Below are 19,720 nucleotides of genomic sequence, written 5' to 3'. Positions count from 1 at the left end.
TTTATCAATTTGCATAAAAAATAAAAAGAAGTGGTAGATTTAATAAAAAATTCTACCACTTTGTCAACAGCCTGAAAGCACTTTATTACAAAGTGCTTGACATATCTAGGATAATTTTTTCAAATTCATTTAAAATTGTTTCAAAATAATGGAAAGCATCATCGTATAATTGATCTTCTAAAGGATTGACTAAAGCATCTTTTAAAAGGTCAACAGGATCTTTGCTGCCACCTGATTTTAAGAAGTTGAGATAAGCTTCTTTTTGTTTTTCATCACCATTTAATAAACGTGAGACAATGGCTAAAGCAACAGTCATTCCTAAAGTATATTTATAAACATAATAGTTATAATAGAAATGAGGAATATAATAACAAGAATAACCTACATATTCATCCATTGTTATTTCTGGTCCATAATATTCAGCGTTTTTAGTATAATACAAATCTGTAATCATTTGTGATGACATTGGTTTTCCTTCTTTAGCCCATGTGTGTAAAATATGCTCAAAGTCAGCATACATAGGTTGTCTGAAAATAAGACCAACACAATTTTCTAGGAGTTCATATAAGAAATAGGCTTTTTCTTTTTCACTTGAAGCATGATCTAACATGTAGTTAATGAGCAATGTTTCATTGACTGTTGAAGCAACTTCAGCGACAAAAATACGATAATCACAATTTACTGGTGACTGGTGATGACAAGATAAATAACTATGGGCACTGTGACCTAATTCATGAATCATCGTTGAAAGTGAATTATAATCACCTATAAAATTCATAAGAATATACGGATTTGTATCATAGCAGCCACTTGAATAGGCACCAATACGTTTACCAGCATGTGGATAATAATCAATCCATCTTTCTTCTCTGGCTTTTTTGATGATGTTGACATAATCTTCACCAAAGATTTGAACAACATCTAAAATAATATCAAAACATTCATCAATTGTGTATTTTTTTGTCTGGTATTGAACCAAAGGAATATTCAAATCATAATTATACATTGTATCAAGATTTAAAATCTTCTTTTTTAAAGCGTTATAACGATGAAATAATGGTCGATATTGTACATTTGCTTTTTCTAAAATTTTAAAGAATAAAGATGTTGGTACATTATCATCAAAAAGACTGGCTTCCAATGGTCCTTCAAAGTTTTTCACATCAGCATAAAATGCATCTTTTTTCATAACACCAGATAATGTTGCAGCATAAACATTTTCAAATTTCTTATATTCTTTAAAGAAGTTATGATACGCTTCTTTTCTGACTTTAGGATCTTTGTTTTTAAGAAATTCTGTTAGGGTTGCACTGTTTAAGACTTTTTCTTTTCCATCTACATGAACAGGGTCATAATCTAATCTTAAAGCATCAAACACTTGAGAAGAAATATCAGAAATAGAAGATGTTTTAGAAACAATAGTTTCTAATTCCTGTGATAAGACATGCTTTTTTTGTCTTAAAACTTCCTGTAAACTATAACGATAATCTTCTAATTTTTCATCTTCAAGATATTGAGCAACTTTATCACTGTTTTCAATCATCATAACAGTATAGAAATCTAAAGATGAAGTCACTTGATCATAGAATGAAAGAATGGCGGCATACATTGTTTGATATTCCTGGTTATTAGGTTCAACATCACAATGTAAATGCGCAAAACAATGTAATTTTTGAATATAACGAGATAACATTGTTTCATCTTGATGAAACTTTAAGAATTGATCATCATTTTCTAAAAAAGAATCTTTTTGTTGAAGCAAAGATGATAATAAATCTTTTGCTTTTTCTAAATCTGTATAAAATTCCTGTTTATTTGCATAGATACGAGATAAATCCCATGTATCCTCAATTGCAATACTTTTACGTTCCATATGTTCCTCCTTTTTGCATATACACATGATAATCCTATGACTAACGAAAGTCAAATTGATATATCAAAATAAAAGATTTCTTCAAATGTCTTATCTAATGCAATACATAAAATTAATGCCAGTTTAGCAGTAGGATTAAATTGTCCATTTTCAATAGATGAGATTGTCTGTCTTGATACACCAACCATATTGGCCAATTCCATTTGTGAGAGTCCTTTTTCATTTCTTGCTTTTCTTAAATGATTTTTAAGTACTAATTTTTCATTCATATTAAACGCCAACCATGATAGATATATATTGATAACCATTGATAAGACAAAGAACAATCAAACCAAGCCCACATATGAAATAGAATTTATTTTTGTCATACCATCCACGCATACTCAATGACAATCCAGCTATAGGCATAATCAAGATATAAATGGTATAAAAGACTGTTGGAACTTCCTGAAATTCAAAAGAAAAGAACATCAATGTGAGGGCAACAGTTACAAGAAAAGACATACCTTTCAATAACGCTTTTCTTTGGCATTGAACTTGTCTTTCATCTTTTTCATGACGATATAAATCAAGAATTTTATTTTTATCCATATGTTTCACCTACCAAATCAATAACCACAGATAACTTATAGAAAACATCAAGAAAACAAGGAAGAAAAGGCCTATATATAAGTATTTCGATATCCGTAAATAATAGAAATAAGCAAGAAAGTATGATGCAAGAAACGTCAATAACAGGGTTGTTGAGGTATAAAAGATTTCCTGCTGGAATGGGGTTATAAAAGAGAATAACATCATTGCAAAACACAAAATGATAAAAACAGTCATTAATATAGGAAGTGTTTTTTGATCAAGAAAAAAGTCATATTCTTTATTCATTGTTTTTTGATTCTTTTTTAAAATATCTTCTTTATGCATTATATCACCTCATGTCAAGTTTTCTTTACACTTTTATTATAGGATGGTAAAAAATGTATGTCAAGAAAACTTGACATACAAGATAAATAAAAAACTCTATCTCATTAAGCGATAGAGTTCACTAATTTTGCTAATTTAGATTTTTGTCTGCTAGCATAGTTTTTATGATGAATTCCTTTGCTGACAGAAGCATCTAATTTAGATGCAGCTACATTGTATGCAGCAATTGCAGCTTCTTTATTTCCAGCTTCAACTTCAGCTTTTACGTTTTTAATTGCTGTTTTTAAAGCACTTTTATAAGAATTGTTGATTAAACGTTTTTTGTTGTCATTTTTATAACGTTTGATTTGTTGTTTCATGTTTGCCATTATCTTTCACCTCACTTTGACTTTTGCCATGTTATTCTATCAAAAATAGATGATAAATGCAATGTTTTATTGATAATTGATTATATTTTTTTAATTTTGGTAATGCTTATAATGGTGAGAATATGAATAAATATTATACACGTAGCGATTTAGCCATAGAATCATTGGCTTATGCAACACGAGATAAAGATTATAAACATCATCAAAAACAAGATGGAGATATTTCTATTGAAACATTTGAAATATTACAGATCAGTCCTCTTTATCCTCATGATATAGGCAAATATATTGAAATCAGTTTTCCTGATTATCAGGATTTTGAAAAAATTTCACAACATTTTCAAAAGCAGTTATCTCTCCTTATTAAAGAGAAGGTCAAGAAAATAGATCCGCTTATCTTATGGATAGGATTGGGAAATCCCACTCTCACAAGTGATGCGATTGGACCGAGAACATTGAATCAGATTCGTGCCACGCATCATTATTCTATTGAGGAAAGACATCGTCATCAGTATTATGATACGATGTGTATTGCCCCAGGGGTAATGGCACATACGGGTATGGAAACTGCCGATTTGTTGTTGGCATTGGTACAGGAATTTCAGCCTGATCTGGTTATCGCTATTGATGCATTGTGTGCACAAAGTTATGAAAAGATCTGTCGTGTGATTCAAATGAATAATGTGGGTATATATCCAGGAAGTGGAATTGGCAATCATCGTAAAAATATAAGTGAAGCAACAATGGGTGTTCCTGTTTTGGCTATTGGTGTACCAACAGTCATTCATGTTTCTAGTTTAGTGAGTGATGTTTATAATCTGTTAGAGGGTTATTTTAAAGAATCTTTAGATCCTTCAACAGCCTTAAAGGTAGGAAAACGTAAGCGTTATGAAGGACGATTGAATGAAGTGCAAAGACGTTTGATATTAGGAGAAATTGGACAGTTAAGTGAACAAAAGCGTATCCAATTATTAAATGAAGTTTTAAATCCCATTGAAAATCAATTTGTTATGAGTGATAAACAGATTGATTTTGATATTGAAATGTTATCTAAATTATTATCAACAAGTATTAATAGTATGACTTATTAAGAAATTCTTTTATGAATTTCTTTTTTATGTACTAAAAATAACTTTTTTTGCATATAGTTCATTGTATAGTTAGAGGAGGGAAGGTTTCATGAATAAAAATATAAAAATTATTTTCAAAATAGTTGTGGTGATTGTGATTTTATTCAATCTTCCTTTTCAAAGCATTTATAGTGAAAGTGTTGAAAATGTTGTGTCTTCATTAACAACAACCAATGTGAAAAAGCAGCTTAATGGAAAATCAATTTATATTTATAATACGCATCAAGGTGAAGAGTATGCAACAAAGTCAGTGAAAGAAGGGAGTCGTTATTTAATGCAATTGTTAGAAAACAGAGGTTATGAAGTCGATTATGAAACAACGGATTTTGAATTGTATAAAACCAAAAATCATATTGATTATGCCAAATCATATAGTGTTTCACAAAAGTATTTAACACAGGCAGTTGAAAAACATGGAAAGTATGATTTAGTGATTGATTTTCATAGGGATTCTATTAAAAAGAACTTATCAACAATTACTGTGGATCATAAAAATTATGCAAAATTAATGTTTGTTGTGGGAAAGGGAAGTTCTTATTACAGCGCAGTCAATAAACGTTGTGAAAAACTGGCTGATATGTTGAATGAAAAGATTCCTAAAATATGTCGAGGTGTTTATCTTAAACAAAGTCATTATAATCAAGGTGTTACTGATAATATGGTGTTAATAGAAGTTGGAGCAAATGAAAACACATATGAAGAAGTTCAAAATTCTTTGAATATTTTAGCAATGGTTTTAGATGAATATTTAAGTGCATGAAACAGTTTTGGATTGATTTATGCTGTGTATTGCTTCTTATATGTGTGATGAGCTTATTCTTTGGTGATCATCAGGTATCTAAAACTTTGTTTGAAAGACAGATTGATCAGTTTGAAGAAGATGTATCTTCGAGAAAAGAAATTCAGTCAGTCATTACTTTACAGGATACATCGGATAATCGTGTGGGGACAATGATGGAAACATTGAGTCAATGGTGTGTCAATATTATTGAATTTATCGCAAAAATATTTTCTGATTTTATTAGTCTGTTTATTTCATGAAAAAATGTCGGTATGTTAAACACATCGACATCTTTTTTATTGAAAGATAGAATTACCTACAAATTCAGCGAGAATTGAAGTTTGTGGTATACTCACTTTGGCTTCTACAAAGTAATCTAGCAGTTTACAAAGACGATTAGCTTCAATGTATTCTTTAGATTCTGGGGATACTTGTAATAATAACTTTTGAGCAATTGGTTTTAAGACAGCGAGCTCATATACCATAGATGTATTAAAAATAGCATCGGCTTCTTCCTGATAAGGATAAATATATTTGTCTTCTCCATTTTTTACATTTTTCCAACGACGGATTGTTTCTGTAGCATCAGCATTTCTAAACTGATAGTCACGGACAATACGACGAATCAGGCGATAATCTGATGTTGGAATACGATTATGATTATCATAATTTAAATGAGTTAAAGCATTGATATATATTCTCATTTTCGCATTTTCAGGTATATAGTAAGAAGTACGTGGATTTAATCCATGAATACCTTCAATGATAAGAATTTGACGATCAGATAATACAGTAGGATGTTTATCATATTCTCTTAAACCTGTTTGAAAATGATAGCGAGGTAAATAAACAGGTTTATGATGAATCAGATGAAGCATGGTTTCATTGAAACATTTTAAGTCCACAGCTTCAATATTTTCAAAATCATAACTGCCATCAGGAAGCTTAGGAGTTTGTGTACGATTCAAATAAAAATCATCCATGGAAATTGTGATAGGGCTCATCCCTAATATTTTTAAATGAATACCTAAACGCTTAGAAAAAGTTGTCTTGCCTGCAGAACTAGGACCTGCAATTATAATCATTTTGAGATGCTCTTTTTCTTTGGCTATATATGTTGCTAATTCAGCTAATTTCTTTTCAATCATCGCTTCTGACATTAACATTAGTTCATTGATTTGATCCTTGACAATTTTTTCATTCATCTTTGCGACAGTAGGCACATCTATTAACTCTCCCCATTCTTCATATTCTTTCATGATTTGGAAAAGTTTATAGTGTTGAAAAGTGACATCATAACGTCCTAAACGTAATCCTGGCGCAAAGAACTGTAGAGAAATCTGTTTGAGATATGAAGCATCAGGGAGCATAAAACCATAAAAATAATCATAAATGCCTTCCATTTCATAAATACTGCATGTGTCTTTTGAACGATATTGTAATAAATGAGCTTTATCTTCAAGATGATTTTGTTTAAAAAAGTCAATAGCCTGGTTTTGTGGCATGACATGACGTGTTATTTTGGAGTTTTTTTGAATCAAATCTAACATCCTTTGTTTGATTTGATCAACATCCTGTGGTGTCAGACTTTCCTTTTTTTGAATAGAGCAGTATAGTCCATCCTGAAACGTAAATTCAACATGAATCACAGCATCTTTAAATAATTGTTTTGTCGCCACAATAAAAACAAATGTGAGTGTTCTTTCATAGATTTGTTTACCAATGATGCTTTGTTCATCGACCCATTCAATAGTCGCATCATTTTCAATAATATGATTGAGTTCGTATAATTTCCCATTCACTATACCAGCATAAATCTGCTGGTCTGGAAAATACTTTTTCGCAATTGTTTCTAAACTTGCAGGCTGATTGATTTCAATTGTTTGTTGATGAATAGTCAGTAACATATTAACACTTCCTCTATCAAATATCTTACCATGTTTTCACAATGATTGATATGTATAATATCATAAAAATATATGGATCTGATGAGAGGAATACAAGAAAAGCATTAATGATAAAACATGCTTTATAAGCATGATAAATATTTGTTATAGTTATTAGACATTGTAAATAAAGACATTATATAATGGGTTTGAAACGTTAGTTTCACACCCATTGTACGAAAGAGTATCATAGGTGCGATTTCGTACAATAGAATAAGAAAAGCTTGATCATGATTGGATAAGGAGTGATGAGACATGGAAATCAGAGTTTTGAAATATTTTCTGGCAGTAGCCAGAGAGGGAAATATTACACGCGCTGCTGAAATCTTACATATAACTCAACCAACTTTAAGTCGCCAGCTAATGCAATTAGAAGATGAATTGGGAACGGCTTTGTTTATTAGAGGAAAAAGAAAAGTTTTACTAACAGAAACAGGAATGCTTTTAAAAAGAAGAGCCGAAGAAATTATTGATTTGTCTAAAAAAACAGAACTGGAAATAGGCAATCAGACGCATGAAGTGACTGGTGAGATTGTTTTGGCATGTGGCATTACTGAAGCAACGAAGACGATGGGAAAATATATCAAGGAATTTAAATCATTATATCCCCAGGTGACTTTTCGTATTCGTAATGGAAATAGTGATTTTATTGCTGAAATGATAGATAATGGATTGGCTGATATAGGTTTTGCATTGGAGCCAATCAATTTAGATAAATTTGATTTTTTAAGAATGAATCAGCCAGAAATATGGGGAATTTTAATGAAGAAAGATGATCCTCTTGCTCAAAAGGATTTTATCGAAGCTTCTGATTTAAAAAATCTTCCGCTTATTAATACTTCTCGATTAGAAACACAAAATCAGTTTAAAGAATGGATGGGAGAAGAAACGTATCATCAACTTCATTTTGTGGCTGTTTCAGAATTAACGACCACAGCTTCTATGCTGGTATCTAATGATATGGGGTATGCGATTGTGATTAAAGGTTCATATCATGATGGTACAGATAATGAATTATGTTTTAGACCACTTTTACCACAATTAACGACGAACTCTTTAATTATCTGGAAAAAATATCAGTCCATGAGTTTTACAGTATCCAAATTTATTGATTTTTTAACTAAGAAAATGAAAGAACATCAGTAAAAAGCCTCATTTCAAGAGGCTTTTTCAAATGCTTAAAGGGCATAAGAGACATGTATATGAAGTATTAGACAAGGAATAGATCTGTCATTTAAAATGAGAATAAAGAGGAGGGATAAAATGAAAAAGATTTTATTGATTTTACTAGCTATGATACTTATGGGTTGTCAATCAACATCCAACGGTGAAAGTGAGGCAGTTACTAAAAAAACAACAATAGACACACAAACATACAATGGAAAAATATTGATTGCTTATTTTTCAAGAGTTGGAAATACTGACTTTCCAGAAAATACAGATGCATCGAGTTCAGCCAGTGTGATTGTGGAAGATCAACAATTGATAGGAAATACAGAATATATGGCAGATGTCATTGTAGAACAGACGGGTGGAGATAAATTTTTGATTCAGACAGAAACGCCATATCCAGCTGATTATGATACATTGGTAGATCAGCAACAAGGTGAGCGTGATCAGAATTCTCGACCAGTATTATCTTCACATGTTGAGAATTTTAATGAATATGACGTTATTTACTTGGGATTTCCTAACTGGTGGTATGGAATGCCTATGCCATTATATTCTTTTTTAGAAGAATATGATTTTTCTGACAAAACGATTATTCCATTTAATACGTCAGGGGGATCAGGTTTTTCTGATGCTGTTGAAGAGATTAAAGAGCTTTGTCCTCAGGCAAAAGTTTTAGAAGGATTGACAATTCATGGTGATCAGGTACAAGATGCTAAAGATGAGATTGTCTCATGGATTGATAGTATCAATGACTAATGGAAAGGTGAAATGATTTTCATCCTTTTTTTATTTGAAATTTTTTGTAATGAGTAAAATATCTTTATTTGAGGTATGGACCTGATCTGATAGTCTACACTTACAAATGCTTTATAAGCATGGCTCAATATGATTGATAAGTATTAGACATATGCTTGTTTATTAGATAAGATGTAGTTAGAAAGGAAGTGGAAGGATATGAAAAAAATAGAATGCTTTTTATTCGTATTTTGTGTATGTCTATTAAGTGCATGTCAAAGCAATGACAATGTATCAAAGGTTAATGAACAACAGAGTGTTTCTGTACCTAATGAAACGATAAGTTCAGATGGAAAAATATTGATTGCTTATTTTACATGGGCAGATAATACACATGTGGATAATCCATCAAGTGTAGATGTTGATGCTTCGACATCAGCCAGTGTTTTAGCACCAGGTAATACAGAAAAAGTCGCACATTTTATCCAGGAACAAGTTGGTGGAGATATGTTTTCTATTATTGTAGATGAACCTTATTCCAGTGACTATGATGAATGTTTAGATCGTGCATCAGATGAACTTGCACAACAGACAAGACCTACAATTGTAGATACAGTAGAAAATATGGATGAATATGATGTTATATTTTTAGGTTATCCGAACTGGTGGTCTTCATGTCCAATGGCCATTTTCTCATTTATTGAAAGTTATGATTTATCCAACAAAACCATTATTCCATTTTGTGCACATGGGACAGGTGGACTGGGAAGAAGTATTGAAGACTTACAGGATGCTTTACCTCATAGTACACTTCTAGATGTATTTGGTGTTTATCGTCCTGATACAGATAGCTGTCAAGTTGATGTCAATCAATGGTTATCAGATATAGGAATGGTTGATTAGATGAAAAAGAATAAAATCATTTTAGATATCATCATGACAATATTATTAATTGTTGTGATGGGGTATCATCTATGGTCAAATTTTGTACACGAATGGCTTGGAGTCATCTTATGTCTGTTATTTATATGGCATCATATTTGGAATAGAAAATGGTATACAGCATTGTTTAAAGGAAAATATACACCAGTAAGAATCTTTCAAATCATCATCAATACATGTTTATTCATTGCTATGATATGGACAGCTGTAAGTGGCTTTATGATTTCAAGAGATGTCCTAAGCTTTATAGATCTTGGAGGAACATCTTTAGGAAGAACAGTGCATCTGGTTTCTTCATCATGGCTATATATTGTGATGTCTATTCATATTGGATTTCATTTCAATGCGATGATAGCAAAATTGAAAAGAAGTTCGTTATATATAAGACATCATCAAATATTCCATATAGTTATGATAGCCGTTCTCGTTTGTGGTTTGTTTGTCTTTTATCAAAGAAGAATGTGGCAAGATATGTTCTTTATGACTGAATTTAAGTTCTTTGATTTTTCAGAATTGAAACTTCGTTTTTGCTTGGATTATTTATTGATTATGGTGACATTTTCATTGATAGGAAACCAATTATTAAAACGAATAGCAGTTAAGTAAAATATGTAGAAATACTTATTGATAAGGTGGTGAAACAATGAATATCAATGAAATCAGTTTAGCATATAATGTTCCTGTTGACTGTATTCAGGATTTTGAAAATCAAGGTTTTTTTGATGAAGTCAAACAAATAAATGGAAAAAAGATATATGAAGAAAAAGACATACAAAAGCTTAGTTTTCTTATGACTTTAAAAAATGTAGGAATGAGTATACAGGATATGAAAAAGTATATTCAATATATAAGTGAAGGTGATAGTACCCTATCACAAAGAATAGATATGCTGACAAGATATCGACAGGCTTTATTGGAAAAAGCGCATACTTGTTATAAATCTATTGATATATTGGATTATTTTATTTATCAAATGAAAACTAAGCAATAAATACAACATATTGAAATTTATGTTGGATTTAAAGTTCTTATTAACAAATGAATGATATCATTCTGTTTTTAATTAAGATGATTCAAAGTTGAAATAAGGGAGGGTTAGTATGAAAAATATTATCAAAATAGTATTATCCTTAGTGATGTGTTTTTCTTTATTAGGTTGTCAAAATCAGACAGAACCAAATCGTACAAGTACGACACAAACTCAGGATCATCAGGAAACTGTTGAACAAGATGTGACATCAAAAGAGTCTAAAAAAATCAGTGTCACTTCGAATGGACAAATCACTATTTTTGAATTAAACGATAGCCAAGCAGCAAACTCATTATATGAACAATTACCACTGACTATTGAAGTAGAAAATTATAGTGATAATGAAAAAATATTTTATCCACCTGTTGATTTAACAATGACAGATGCAGTGAGTGCTAATGCTGTGACAGGAACATTAGCCTATTATGAACCATGGACAAATGTAGTCATGTTTTATGAAGATTTTGGCAGTGCCAGTGGTCTTTATGAACTAGGACAAGCTATTTCAGGAAGTGAATATATTGAAGATATGTCAGGGACAATAGAAATTGAAGCATATCTTGAATAAATATATCATGAAATGATTTTGAATGAAAATAATAGAATAATATCGAATGAAAAGTAAAAAGGAGCTGATAATTATGATGATTCAGTTTGGTGAAAAAACTTTAAAGGCATTATTGGTTGATAATTCTTCTACAAAAGCATTAAAAGAAAAGCTTCAAAATGGCTCAATCACAATTGAAATGGAAGATTATGCAAGTATGGAAAAAGTAGGTGATTTGATTTTGTATTTAGGACATATGTTTGTCATTTATTATCGACCTAATACATGGAATTTTACTCAATTGGGTCAAATACAGGGAATTTCTAAAAGTGAATTGATGAAAATTCTTGGTCAAGGAAATGTCACTGTGACATTATCACTTGATGAAGAGAATTGATAGAAGGGATTAAATGATTTTTTAATCCTTTTCGTCTATATTTATATTTCATGAAAGATGTCATAGATTGATAGTAAAGAATAGAATAACAGTGCAACAGGATTTTAGAAAGAATTTAAGTAGACATTTTATAAAAAATGTCAATATATAGACTTTATAAAATCTTTGTAAATTGTTTTTTTATGTAAGAAAGAATAATATAATAGATGTCGAGATAGCCATGATATATATGAATATATCTATTTAATAGTTGTCTTATATAAATGAAGAATGAAAATATTTTGATGACTGGACGGTAGTTATGAATGGATGATTATACATGGAAAGATAAAAACATTGATTTGAAGGAGGTCAAATATATGAAATATACAATGTTAGGAAATAGTGATTTAAAAGTATCAAAAGTATGTTTGGGATGTATGGGATTTGGTGATGCAACAAAGGGAATGCATTCTTGGACTTTGCCAGAAGATAAATCTAGAGAAATTATAAAGTATGCGCTAGATAATGGTATTAACTTTTTTGATACAGCGATGGCTTATCAGGGAGGAACAAGTGAAGAATTTTTAGGTAGAGCAATCAAAGATTTTGCAAGAAGAGAAGATGTTGTGATTGCAACTAAATTTTCAGCAAGAACACCTGAAGAAATTGCAAATGGTATTTCTGGAAAGCAACATGTCAGAAATTGTTTAGAAGCCAGTTTAAAACGTTTGAACATGGATTATGTTGATTTATATATTTGTCATTCTTGGGATGATCATACACCTATTGAAGATATATTAGAAGGATTACATGAATTGATTCAAGAAGGAAAAGTAAGATATATCGGTATTTCAAACTGTTTTGCTTACCAGCTTGCGAAAGCGAATGCTATTGCTCGTGCGAAAGGTTATGAAGAATTTATTTCCATTCAAGGACATTATAATTTGATCTTTAGAGAAGAAGAACGTGAAATGGCTAAACTTTGTAAAGAAGATAACATTGCTATGACACCATATAGTGCTTTGGCATCAGGAAGATTAGCTAAACATCCAGGAGAACAATCAAAAAGAATGCAGGAAGATAGCTATGCCAAAGGCAAATATGATGCTACAGAAAAACAAGATAGAATCATTATTGATAGAGTTATGGAATTAGCCGAAAAACATAATGTGTCAATGACTGAAATTTCATTATCATGGTTAATGTCAAAAGTGGCTTCACCTATTGTTGGCGCAACAAAACTTCATCATATTGATGGAGCTGTGAAAGCAACTGAATTAGAACTAACAGATGAAGAAAAAGCCTATTTGGAAGAACCATATCAACCTCATCGTTTAGTAGGAATGATGGCTCAAAAATAATAGATTTAAGGTGACTATAAACAAGAAGTATAAGCTTCTTGTTTATTGTTTTTATAGAAGGAGGGATATCAAAATGGAACTAAGAGTATTAAAATATTTTTTAATGGTTGCCAGGGAAGAAAATATAACAAAGGCTGCAGAATTGCTTCATATTACACAGCCCACTTTATCAAGACAATTAATTCAATTAGAAGATGAATTAGGCGTTCAGTTATTTGAAAGAAAACAACATAGCATTGAACTCACAAGTGAAGGCATGCTTTTTAGACAAAGAGCACAAGAGATGATACAAATTGAAGAAAAAATAAAAGAAGATTTTAATCATGATGCCCAGCATATCACAGGTTTAATAACGATTGGCTGTGGAGAAGCTTTAGGAGTGAAATATTTATCTCAAATAGTAAGTCGTTTTTCAAAAGATAATCCTTTGGTTAAATTTGAAATTATTACAGCTAATTCTGATACGATTAAAAATAATCTTGATAAAGGCATTGTGGATTTAGGTTTATTAGTAGAACCAGTAGATATAACGAAATATAATTTTAAAAAAATGGCACAAAAAGAACAAAGGGGAATTTTAACAAAAAGTGATTCTTCCCTCGCAAAGAAATCATTGATTAAACCTCAAGATTTAATCAATGAAAAATTATTAATGTCTAATCGTACAATGGTTATCAATGAAATAGAAAATTGGTTTGGAAAGTATTATCAAAATCTAAATATTGCAGCATATTATAATTTGGGTTATAACTTGGTTCATTTTATTAAAAATGATTTAGGAATTGCTTTTTGTTTAGAGAGTATTGATGAAATACGTGATTTAACGTTTGTTCCATTAGAACCAAAACTTGAAAGTCGATCAGTTATGGTCTGGAAAAAAGATTTCATTTTATCACCGGCAATGAAAAAATTTATTCAATATATCAATGATCATCACATATAAAAGGTTTCTCATGAAAATTGATAGAGGATTTGTTATAATGATGTATATCAGGAAAGTGGAAGTTGGGAGGGAACGATCAATTGAAAATAGTTCGAGTTGAAGAGCGCAACTCTGTATTGATTCAAGAGCTAGTTGATGTATGGGAAAGTTCTGTTCAAGCAACGCATTTATTTTTATCACCTGATGAAATTCATCATATTAAGCAGTATGTTCCACAAGCACTGACAGATGTTCCTATTTTGATGGTAGCAGAAAACAAAGAAGGCAAACCCGTAGGTTTCATGGGTGTTGCTGATCAAACGCTTGAAATGTTATTTATTTCAAATGAATACAGAGGAAAAGGGTTAGGAAAACAATTCATACAATACGCTATTGAAAATTATGCAATCAACAAACTCACTGTCAATGAACAAAATCCACTAGCGAAACGATTTTATGAATATATGGGGTTTGAAGTTTATAAACGAACAGCATTAGACGAACAGGGAAATCCATATCCCTTATTATATATGAAAAGAAGTCATTTATGAGGGTTGATGGAGGACATTATGAATAAGAAAGTCAAACAAGTGAATTATAAAGCTCTTTTGTTTGGAACATTAATTGGTGGTATCCTTGGCTTGTATCTTTATAATATAAATTTGATATCATATATTTTTGTCTGTGAAAAATATATTCATAAAATTTTGCATAAATGAGAGTTTGAAGGGAGTATCATGAAGGGATTGTCTGAAAAAATAATGATAGGAACATTATTTCCTTTATTGTTTTGTGGAATAGGTGATTTTCTTTTGAAAAAAAGCATCATTTATTTTAAAACAAAAAAAGATAAGAAAAAGCGATGTTTATCATATACTCATGGAAAGATTGTCAGTATCAGTTCTATGAAAACAAATCATAGTAGAGCTTATTTCCCAACTTATGAGTATGTCGTTAATGATGAAATCATAAGAGTAGAAATGAATTGAGGGTACAACATATTGCCAGTATGAAAAAGGAGATCAAGTGAAGATTTGGTATGATTATCATGATCCCAAATATAGTTATATTGATGGTTATAAACAAGATAGCACTGCTGCTGTAGGTGGAATGGTTATGGTAAGTATGACTTTATTGAGTGGTTTACTCGTTTTATTCTTTGTGAGGTTGGCTTAAATATAAGGCTGTCAAAGATTTTTGACAGTTATTTTAGAGTGTGTCAAAGGTCTTTGATTGATATATAGGATGACTTTAATTATGATGTGAATAGTATCTTGCTGTTAAGTGAAGTCTTTCAAATCTCACTTGATAAGTTCATCAAAGGAGATATAGAAAAATTGAGAAAAGACAGCTATAGAACTACAATATTGTTGTTAATTGTGATTGTTTTGATAATTCCTCTTGCAGTATTATTTCATTGGTATGGAATAGCAGTATCAGTATTCTTAGCGATTGTCACACTGTTTTATGCATTACGAGTAGCAAAATATGAACAGAAATACAATATACAGACATTTAAAGAGATACTTGCTCTTTTAGAAAAAAACTCGAATCAAATCAATGATCAATAAATTCATATCCAACATGACACAAAGCGGTTAGTCTATTATGATTAACTGTTTTTTATTAAAAAAGAAGTTTCAATAAAAGGTATAGTAAAAGAAAGTCACATTATGAATTTGATTGAATGGCTGAATTGCGATTGTTATAATATGAGTAGAGAAATGAAAATAAAATAAATGCTAAATCTATGTGAAGGAGGGGATATTTATGAAATTATTAGGCTTGTCGAGTGCATTTCATTTTAAAGCACAGCGTTTGGCTTTAAGATGGGCAAAAGAAAATTTACCAAAAGAAAAATATCAAGAAATTCATCGTTCATATCATATAATGAAAAAAAGAACAACCTTATTTATTCTTGTATGTTGCCTTCCAATCATAATGGGTTTTACATATTTGGCTATTGATGCACCTATTTCAAAAAGGGTAGAAGCCAAGAATACACCTCAAAATGCAACTGATTATGTCCTGGCAAGAGTAGACTATGATGGAAACTTTTATTGGACTCAAGATTCTCAAAAATATGAACACCCCCTTGCAAATTATGGATTATCTCCTGATGAATATGAGTTTGGTGATGAATTGAAAGTGTATGTAGATAATGAGCAAAATGTTATACAAGTAACAAATGTTGAAGAAGGTTTGACTGTTAGAGAAATGGAAGTTCTGGTTGGTTTACTTGGGTCAATTTTAGTTCCTATTTTACTTCTTTTATGTGTTTATATGCCCATCGCATATTATACATTTGGAAAACCATGGAGAGAATTTTGCCGTGAATTTAATAGATTGTAATTGATGGAGGAAAATTTCTTATGGGATTTTGGATTTTTGTGTTGATAATGGATTTACTTATTCCATGTGTCATGATTGGTTTTGGAAAATATTTTATGAAAAAGGCACCAAATGAAATAAATGCCATGTTTGGATATCGTACATCTATGTCTATGAAAAATAAAGAAACATGGGACTTTGCTCATCACTATTGTGGTAAAATATGGTATATATGTGGATTAATTACATTACCAATCACTATTATACTTATGTTTTCGGTCATTGGAAAAAGCACAGATTATGTAGGAACTGTAGGAACTATTATAGTGTTTGTACAACTTGTTCCTTTCATTGGTTGTATTTTTCCAACAGAGTTGACATTGAGAAAGAAGTTTGATAAAAATGGTAAAAGGCGATAAATGTGATTTTAAGAAGGTATTGAATTATGGATAAACATATAAAATTTAAGGAAAAAGGTTATGAAAAAATTTTGGGGAATTTGTAATAATGATAAATATACCGTTGGCTGTAATGGGGCAAGTATTTACATTTACGATAACAACGGTAAACAGTTACAAGTATTTAAAGATGCTCCTTATACTTATCGAGCAAAATTTAAGCCTCATACCCATATATTGGCCGCTAAATCTACAGCAGGCTTTTTACTTATATATGATTTAGATGAGTTAAAACTACTAAATAAAATAAAAACTGCACAAATTGGTTCACAAGACGATGGTTTTGTATTTAGCAATGATGGGAATTATTTATATAATATTGAAAGATCTGTTTATTTTACAAATACTAGATTAAGCATTTATAATATGAAAGATTATAGTGTTATCAAAAAATTGTTTGAAAATGATGAAAAAATAGTTCTTAAAAATTTGGAGTTTGATCAAAATAATACTTGTTATCTATTAGGATTTATGAGAGATGATGTAGGTGTATTTGATTATGGATTTATTGCAAAATTAGTTTCTAATAATTTAAAAGATATAAAAATTTTAGATAAAGATAAATATGAATATTTGAGTGCTTTTAAAAATTGGGAAGATCATGGCTTTTCTAATAAAGCATTGGAGTGGTCTTCTAAGCTGAAAAATATAGAAGCAATAGAAAAAACAACTATTATAGATACATATAATGATTTGGAAAATAAGTCAAAATCTATATTTTCAAAATTATTTAAAAAGTAATAAACAAGTTGAAAATTTGAGGAGGATTGTATGAGAAACTTTAATATAGAAAAAGAAATGTACAGACAAGCTGTTGAGCTAATTGAAAAAAGATATCCCAAAGGTTGGGGAGGTGCAGGTGTAGTACATACAGCAAATGGACATTATTTTACCAGTGTTAGTATAGATACTGCTAATGCTTCAGCCGTTTTGTGTATTGAAACAGGTGCAATGTTAGAAGCACATAAATTCAACGAAAAGGTTACACATTGTATGTGTCTTGTACGTGATGATGAGAACTCTCCTTATAAGGTTTTATCTCCTTGTGGGATATGTCAAGAGCGACTTAGATTTTGGGGAGAAGATGTGCAAGTGGCAGTCACTACACAAGACAATTCTTTACTTTTTGTTCCTTTACATGAATTGCAGCCATATCATTGGTCAGGAGCATATCCTAGTGATGAGTTAGAACATTTTGAGGATTGAAATCAATTTCGAAATAACATATTTTAATATAAAAAGTGCAATCAAGTAAAAAATCTGGTATGAGGAAAATGATTCAAAATAAAGTTTTATAGATGTTTACAAAAAAATATTATTTCCTCTTTAATTTATTTGATTTTTAAAGTAGTTCAGATAGATAAAATTGAATTTATATATTTAGGAGGTATATATGAAGTTCTGGACAGTTCAAACTAAAGATGTAATTGAAATTATTCAAGAAAAAGGAGTGTATCAACCGGATTTTAATAATAGTCGCTATTTACATATAAATAAGAATTTAAGTGATTTGTATTCTATAATATTACACTCTTTCAATCAAATAAATAAAAAAGATTTACCTGGTGTTATTTTTGCTTTTGCAAAAAATGATAACAATAGAATATGTTCTATTAATACTATTGAAGAGTTTAAAGAATTTATAAAAAGCAAACATGCAGTGATTGAGGGATTTTGGAAACAATTGGATAAAGATAATTCAATGATTATTGAACTTAATTATGAGGATAATTTTAATCCCATATTTATTGACATGAATGATTTTCAATTTTTAATGCCACCAATTATGCTTTTACCTCCATATACAGCAGAATCTATAAATAGAATATTGGAAGATATTACACAAGGTCAGATTTGCGTTTCTGAATTTCCAAGTTATGTTATTCAAGCTCATTTACCCTATATTGAAAAAAGAAATGTAATAAATATTTATCCAATGTTTGAATTAAATGAGTAAATAAATACCAGTTTATTAAGAAGTTAAATAGACATATTCTCAGTTATCAAATTGGATGTTAATGAGGTGAGGATAAATGGATAAAGAAAAAAAGAGGAAGTTTCATTTGGTGTTATATGGAATAGCTATTCCTGTTAGCTTATTTGCTTTATATACATTTATCTTTGTTTTTGATAATGGCATTGAGTGGAAAATTGCACTAATTATTATAGGTTTTGGTTGGTTTATATCCGCTATCTCTGGGTTTATAGAAAATTTGAAGAAATAGAATATTTTAATTTATGGAGATGTGTTGTTGTGATTAGAATTGAAAAAGTAAATGCAAAAAATATATGGGATATACTAAAACTGCATGTGAGTAAGGAACAGGAATCATTTGTTGCACCCAATGATTTGAGTATCATAGAAGCATATATTGCAATAACAGGAAATGGACATGCTTTTCCATTTGGTATTTTTGAAGATGAAATTCCTGTTGGCTTCTTGATGATAGGATATGATGTAGATGACTCATTTGATAATCCACCACAGATTGCTTATGGTAATTATAGCATCTGGCGATTGATGATTGATGAAAAATATCAGGGTCATGGATATGGAAAAGAAGCAATTTGTTTGGCTTTAGAGTTTATTAGATCGTTTCCATGTGGTAAAGCGGAATATTGTTATTTATCTTACGAACCTGAAAATGTAGGTGCGAAAAAACTTTATTCAAAGTTTGACTTTATAGAAAATGGTGAAATGGATGGCGAAGAAATAGTAGCGGTTTTAAAATTATAATATTCTGATAATAAGAAAATGAGTAAAACTTGAGAACGAGATACACGATTGATTTCAATTCTAACTTCGAATGCTTATAAATGTGTTAA

30 protein-coding genes are annotated in these 19,720 nt (G+C 30.3%); 24 read left to right on the top strand and 6 right to left on the bottom strand.

Annotated elements, in window-relative coordinates; translation table 11 throughout:
- Positions 1-85: 85 nt before the first annotated feature.
- The 5 genes from pepF to rpsT form a co-directional block, all read right to left on the bottom strand.
- On the bottom strand, positions 86-1,873 hold the full coding sequence (gene pepF / locus ACESR5_RS06720) for an oligoendopeptidase F (protein ID WP_087296756.1): 1,788 nt from the start codon (positions 1,871-1,873) through the stop codon (positions 86-88).
- A 50-nt stretch (positions 1,874-1,923) separates the two neighbouring features.
- Positions 1,924-2,142: a helix-turn-helix transcriptional regulator gene (locus ACESR5_RS06715; RefSeq protein ID WP_087244565.1), complete on the bottom strand. Its 219-nt coding sequence runs from the start codon at positions 2,140-2,142 to the stop codon at positions 1,924-1,926.
- A gap of 1 nt (position 2,143) precedes the next feature.
- Positions 2,144-2,464: a DUF6442 family protein gene (locus tag ACESR5_RS06710; protein WP_087244564.1), complete on the bottom strand. Its 321-nt coding sequence runs from the start codon at positions 2,462-2,464 to the stop codon at positions 2,144-2,146.
- A 9-nt stretch (positions 2,465-2,473) separates the two neighbouring features.
- The gene (locus ACESR5_RS06705) at positions 2,474-2,791 is read right to left on the bottom strand and encodes a DUF6442 family protein (protein WP_087304626.1); all 318 of its coding nucleotides are present in this window, start codon (positions 2,789-2,791) and stop codon (positions 2,474-2,476) included.
- A gap of 104 nt (positions 2,792-2,895) precedes the next feature.
- Entirely contained in the window at positions 2,896-3,159 is a 264-nt protein-coding gene (rpsT, locus tag ACESR5_RS06700; RefSeq protein ID WP_087244562.1) for a 30S ribosomal protein S20, read from the bottom strand.
- A gap of 122 nt (positions 3,160-3,281) precedes the next feature.
- On the opposite strand from rpsT, the gene gpr reads away from it, so the two are divergent.
- From gpr to ACESR5_RS06685, 3 genes are all read left to right on the top strand, one after another.
- Positions 3,282-4,250, top strand: coding sequence for a GPR endopeptidase (gene gpr / locus ACESR5_RS06695; RefSeq protein WP_373154793.1), 969 nt, complete (start codon positions 3,282-3,284; stop codon positions 4,248-4,250).
- 88 nt (positions 4,251-4,338) lie between these two features.
- Entirely contained in the window at positions 4,339-5,049 is a 711-nt protein-coding gene (gene spoIIP, locus ACESR5_RS06690; protein WP_373154792.1) for a stage II sporulation protein P, read from the top strand.
- On the top strand, positions 5,046-5,330 hold the full coding sequence (locus tag ACESR5_RS06685) for a hypothetical protein (protein WP_087296761.1): 285 nt from the start codon (positions 5,046-5,048) through the stop codon (positions 5,328-5,330). The genes spoIIP and ACESR5_RS06685 overlap by 4 nt, the downstream gene beginning before the upstream one ends.
- Positions 5,331-5,366: 36 nt before the next feature.
- On the opposite strand, the gene ACESR5_RS06680 is transcribed toward ACESR5_RS06685, so the two are convergent.
- The gene (locus ACESR5_RS06680) at positions 5,367-6,977 is read right to left on the bottom strand and encodes a nucleoside kinase (RefSeq protein WP_373154790.1); all 1,611 of its coding nucleotides are present in this window, start codon (positions 6,975-6,977) and stop codon (positions 5,367-5,369) included.
- 294 nt (positions 6,978-7,271) lie between these two features.
- Here ACESR5_RS06680 and ACESR5_RS06675 point away from each other — a divergent pair, with 294 nt between their 5' ends.
- The 21 genes from ACESR5_RS06675 (at position 7,272) to ACESR5_RS06575 (ending at position 19,631) form a co-directional block, all read left to right on the top strand.
- Positions 7,272-8,162, top strand: coding sequence for a LysR family transcriptional regulator (locus tag ACESR5_RS06675; RefSeq protein WP_373154789.1), 891 nt, complete (start codon positions 7,272-7,274; stop codon positions 8,160-8,162).
- Between the two features lie 117 nt (positions 8,163-8,279).
- Positions 8,280-8,945 carry a flavodoxin gene (locus tag ACESR5_RS06670; RefSeq protein WP_373154788.1) on the top strand — a complete coding sequence of 222 codons (666 nt, stop codon included), beginning with the start codon at positions 8,280-8,282 and terminating at the stop codon, positions 8,943-8,945.
- Positions 8,946-9,143: 198 nt separating this feature from the next.
- Entirely contained in the window at positions 9,144-9,827 is a 684-nt protein-coding gene (locus ACESR5_RS06665) for a flavodoxin (protein WP_373154787.1), read from the top strand.
- Positions 9,828-10,472 (top strand): DUF4405 domain-containing protein, encoded by a 645-nt coding sequence (locus ACESR5_RS06660; RefSeq protein ID WP_373154786.1) that lies wholly within the window; start codon positions 9,828-9,830, stop codon positions 10,470-10,472.
- A gap of 37 nt (positions 10,473-10,509) precedes the next feature.
- The gene (locus ACESR5_RS06655) at positions 10,510-10,857 is read left to right on the top strand and encodes a MerR family transcriptional regulator (protein WP_289527385.1); all 348 of its coding nucleotides are present in this window, start codon (positions 10,510-10,512) and stop codon (positions 10,855-10,857) included.
- 109 nt (positions 10,858-10,966) lie between these two features.
- The gene (locus ACESR5_RS06650) at positions 10,967-11,464 is read left to right on the top strand and encodes a cyclophilin-like fold protein (protein WP_373154784.1); all 498 of its coding nucleotides are present in this window, start codon (positions 10,967-10,969) and stop codon (positions 11,462-11,464) included.
- A gap of 73 nt (positions 11,465-11,537) precedes the next feature.
- Complete coding sequence (locus ACESR5_RS06645) at positions 11,538-11,840, top strand: cyclophilin-like fold protein (RefSeq protein WP_373154783.1); 303 nt, start codon at positions 11,538-11,540, stop codon at positions 11,838-11,840.
- Positions 11,841-12,199: 359 nt separating this feature from the next.
- Complete coding sequence (locus ACESR5_RS06640) at positions 12,200-13,183, top strand: aldo/keto reductase (protein WP_087245963.1); 984 nt, start codon at positions 12,200-12,202, stop codon at positions 13,181-13,183.
- Between the two features lie 73 nt (positions 13,184-13,256).
- Positions 13,257-14,126 (top strand): LysR family transcriptional regulator, encoded by an 870-nt coding sequence (locus ACESR5_RS06635; RefSeq protein ID WP_373154780.1) that lies wholly within the window; start codon positions 13,257-13,259, stop codon positions 14,124-14,126.
- Positions 14,127-14,206: 80 nt separating this feature from the next.
- Positions 14,207-14,656: a GNAT family N-acetyltransferase gene (locus ACESR5_RS06630; RefSeq protein WP_373154779.1), complete on the top strand. Its 450-nt coding sequence runs from the start codon at positions 14,207-14,209 to the stop codon at positions 14,654-14,656.
- A gap of 18 nt (positions 14,657-14,674) precedes the next feature.
- Positions 14,675-14,824, top strand: a complete 150-nt coding sequence (locus tag ACESR5_RS06625) for a hypothetical protein (protein WP_373154778.1) — start codon at positions 14,675-14,677, stop codon at positions 14,822-14,824.
- Between the two features lie 93 nt (positions 14,825-14,917).
- Positions 14,918-15,094 carry a hypothetical protein gene (locus ACESR5_RS06620; RefSeq protein WP_373154777.1) on the top strand — a complete coding sequence of 59 codons (177 nt, stop codon included), beginning with the start codon at positions 14,918-14,920 and terminating at the stop codon, positions 15,092-15,094.
- A gap of 37 nt (positions 15,095-15,131) precedes the next feature.
- The gene (locus tag ACESR5_RS06615) at positions 15,132-15,281 is read left to right on the top strand and encodes a hypothetical protein (protein WP_373154776.1); all 150 of its coding nucleotides are present in this window, start codon (positions 15,132-15,134) and stop codon (positions 15,279-15,281) included.
- Positions 15,282-15,442: 161 nt separating this feature from the next.
- Complete coding sequence (locus ACESR5_RS06610; RefSeq protein ID WP_373154774.1) at positions 15,443-15,676, top strand: hypothetical protein; 234 nt, start codon at positions 15,443-15,445, stop codon at positions 15,674-15,676.
- Positions 15,677-15,875: 199 nt separating this feature from the next.
- Positions 15,876-16,457: a hypothetical protein gene (locus tag ACESR5_RS06605; protein WP_373154772.1), complete on the top strand. Its 582-nt coding sequence runs from the start codon at positions 15,876-15,878 to the stop codon at positions 16,455-16,457.
- A gap of 20 nt (positions 16,458-16,477) precedes the next feature.
- Complete coding sequence (locus ACESR5_RS06600; protein WP_373154771.1) at positions 16,478-16,855, top strand: SdpI family protein; 378 nt, start codon at positions 16,478-16,480, stop codon at positions 16,853-16,855.
- 60 nt (positions 16,856-16,915) lie between these two features.
- Positions 16,916-17,635, top strand: a complete 720-nt coding sequence (locus ACESR5_RS06595) for a YncE family protein (protein WP_373154769.1) — start codon at positions 16,916-16,918, stop codon at positions 17,633-17,635.
- Between the two features lie 30 nt (positions 17,636-17,665).
- A complete protein-coding gene (locus ACESR5_RS06590) occupies positions 17,666-18,100 on the top strand; it encodes a cytidine deaminase (RefSeq protein WP_373154768.1) in 435 nt (144 codons plus the stop codon).
- Between the two features lie 187 nt (positions 18,101-18,287).
- The gene (locus ACESR5_RS06585; RefSeq protein WP_373154766.1) at positions 18,288-18,851 is read left to right on the top strand and encodes a hypothetical protein; all 564 of its coding nucleotides are present in this window, start codon (positions 18,288-18,290) and stop codon (positions 18,849-18,851) included.
- 76 nt (positions 18,852-18,927) lie between these two features.
- Positions 18,928-19,119: a hypothetical protein gene (locus ACESR5_RS06580; RefSeq protein WP_373154765.1), complete on the top strand. Its 192-nt coding sequence runs from the start codon at positions 18,928-18,930 to the stop codon at positions 19,117-19,119.
- A 29-nt stretch (positions 19,120-19,148) separates the two neighbouring features.
- On the top strand, positions 19,149-19,631 hold the full coding sequence (locus ACESR5_RS06575) for a GNAT family N-acetyltransferase (protein ID WP_373154763.1): 483 nt from the start codon (positions 19,149-19,151) through the stop codon (positions 19,629-19,631).
- Positions 19,632-19,720: the final 89 nt, after the last annotated feature.

The sequence above is a fragment of the Clostridium sp. AUH-JLR23 genome (assembly GCF_964238065.1).
Taxonomy (GTDB): domain Bacteria; phylum Bacillota_I; class Bacilli_A; order Erysipelotrichales; family Coprobacillaceae; genus Allocoprobacillus; species Allocoprobacillus merdigallinarum.
Note: the sequence above shows the minus strand (reverse complement) of the source record. Positions and strands in the feature narration are given on the sequence as shown.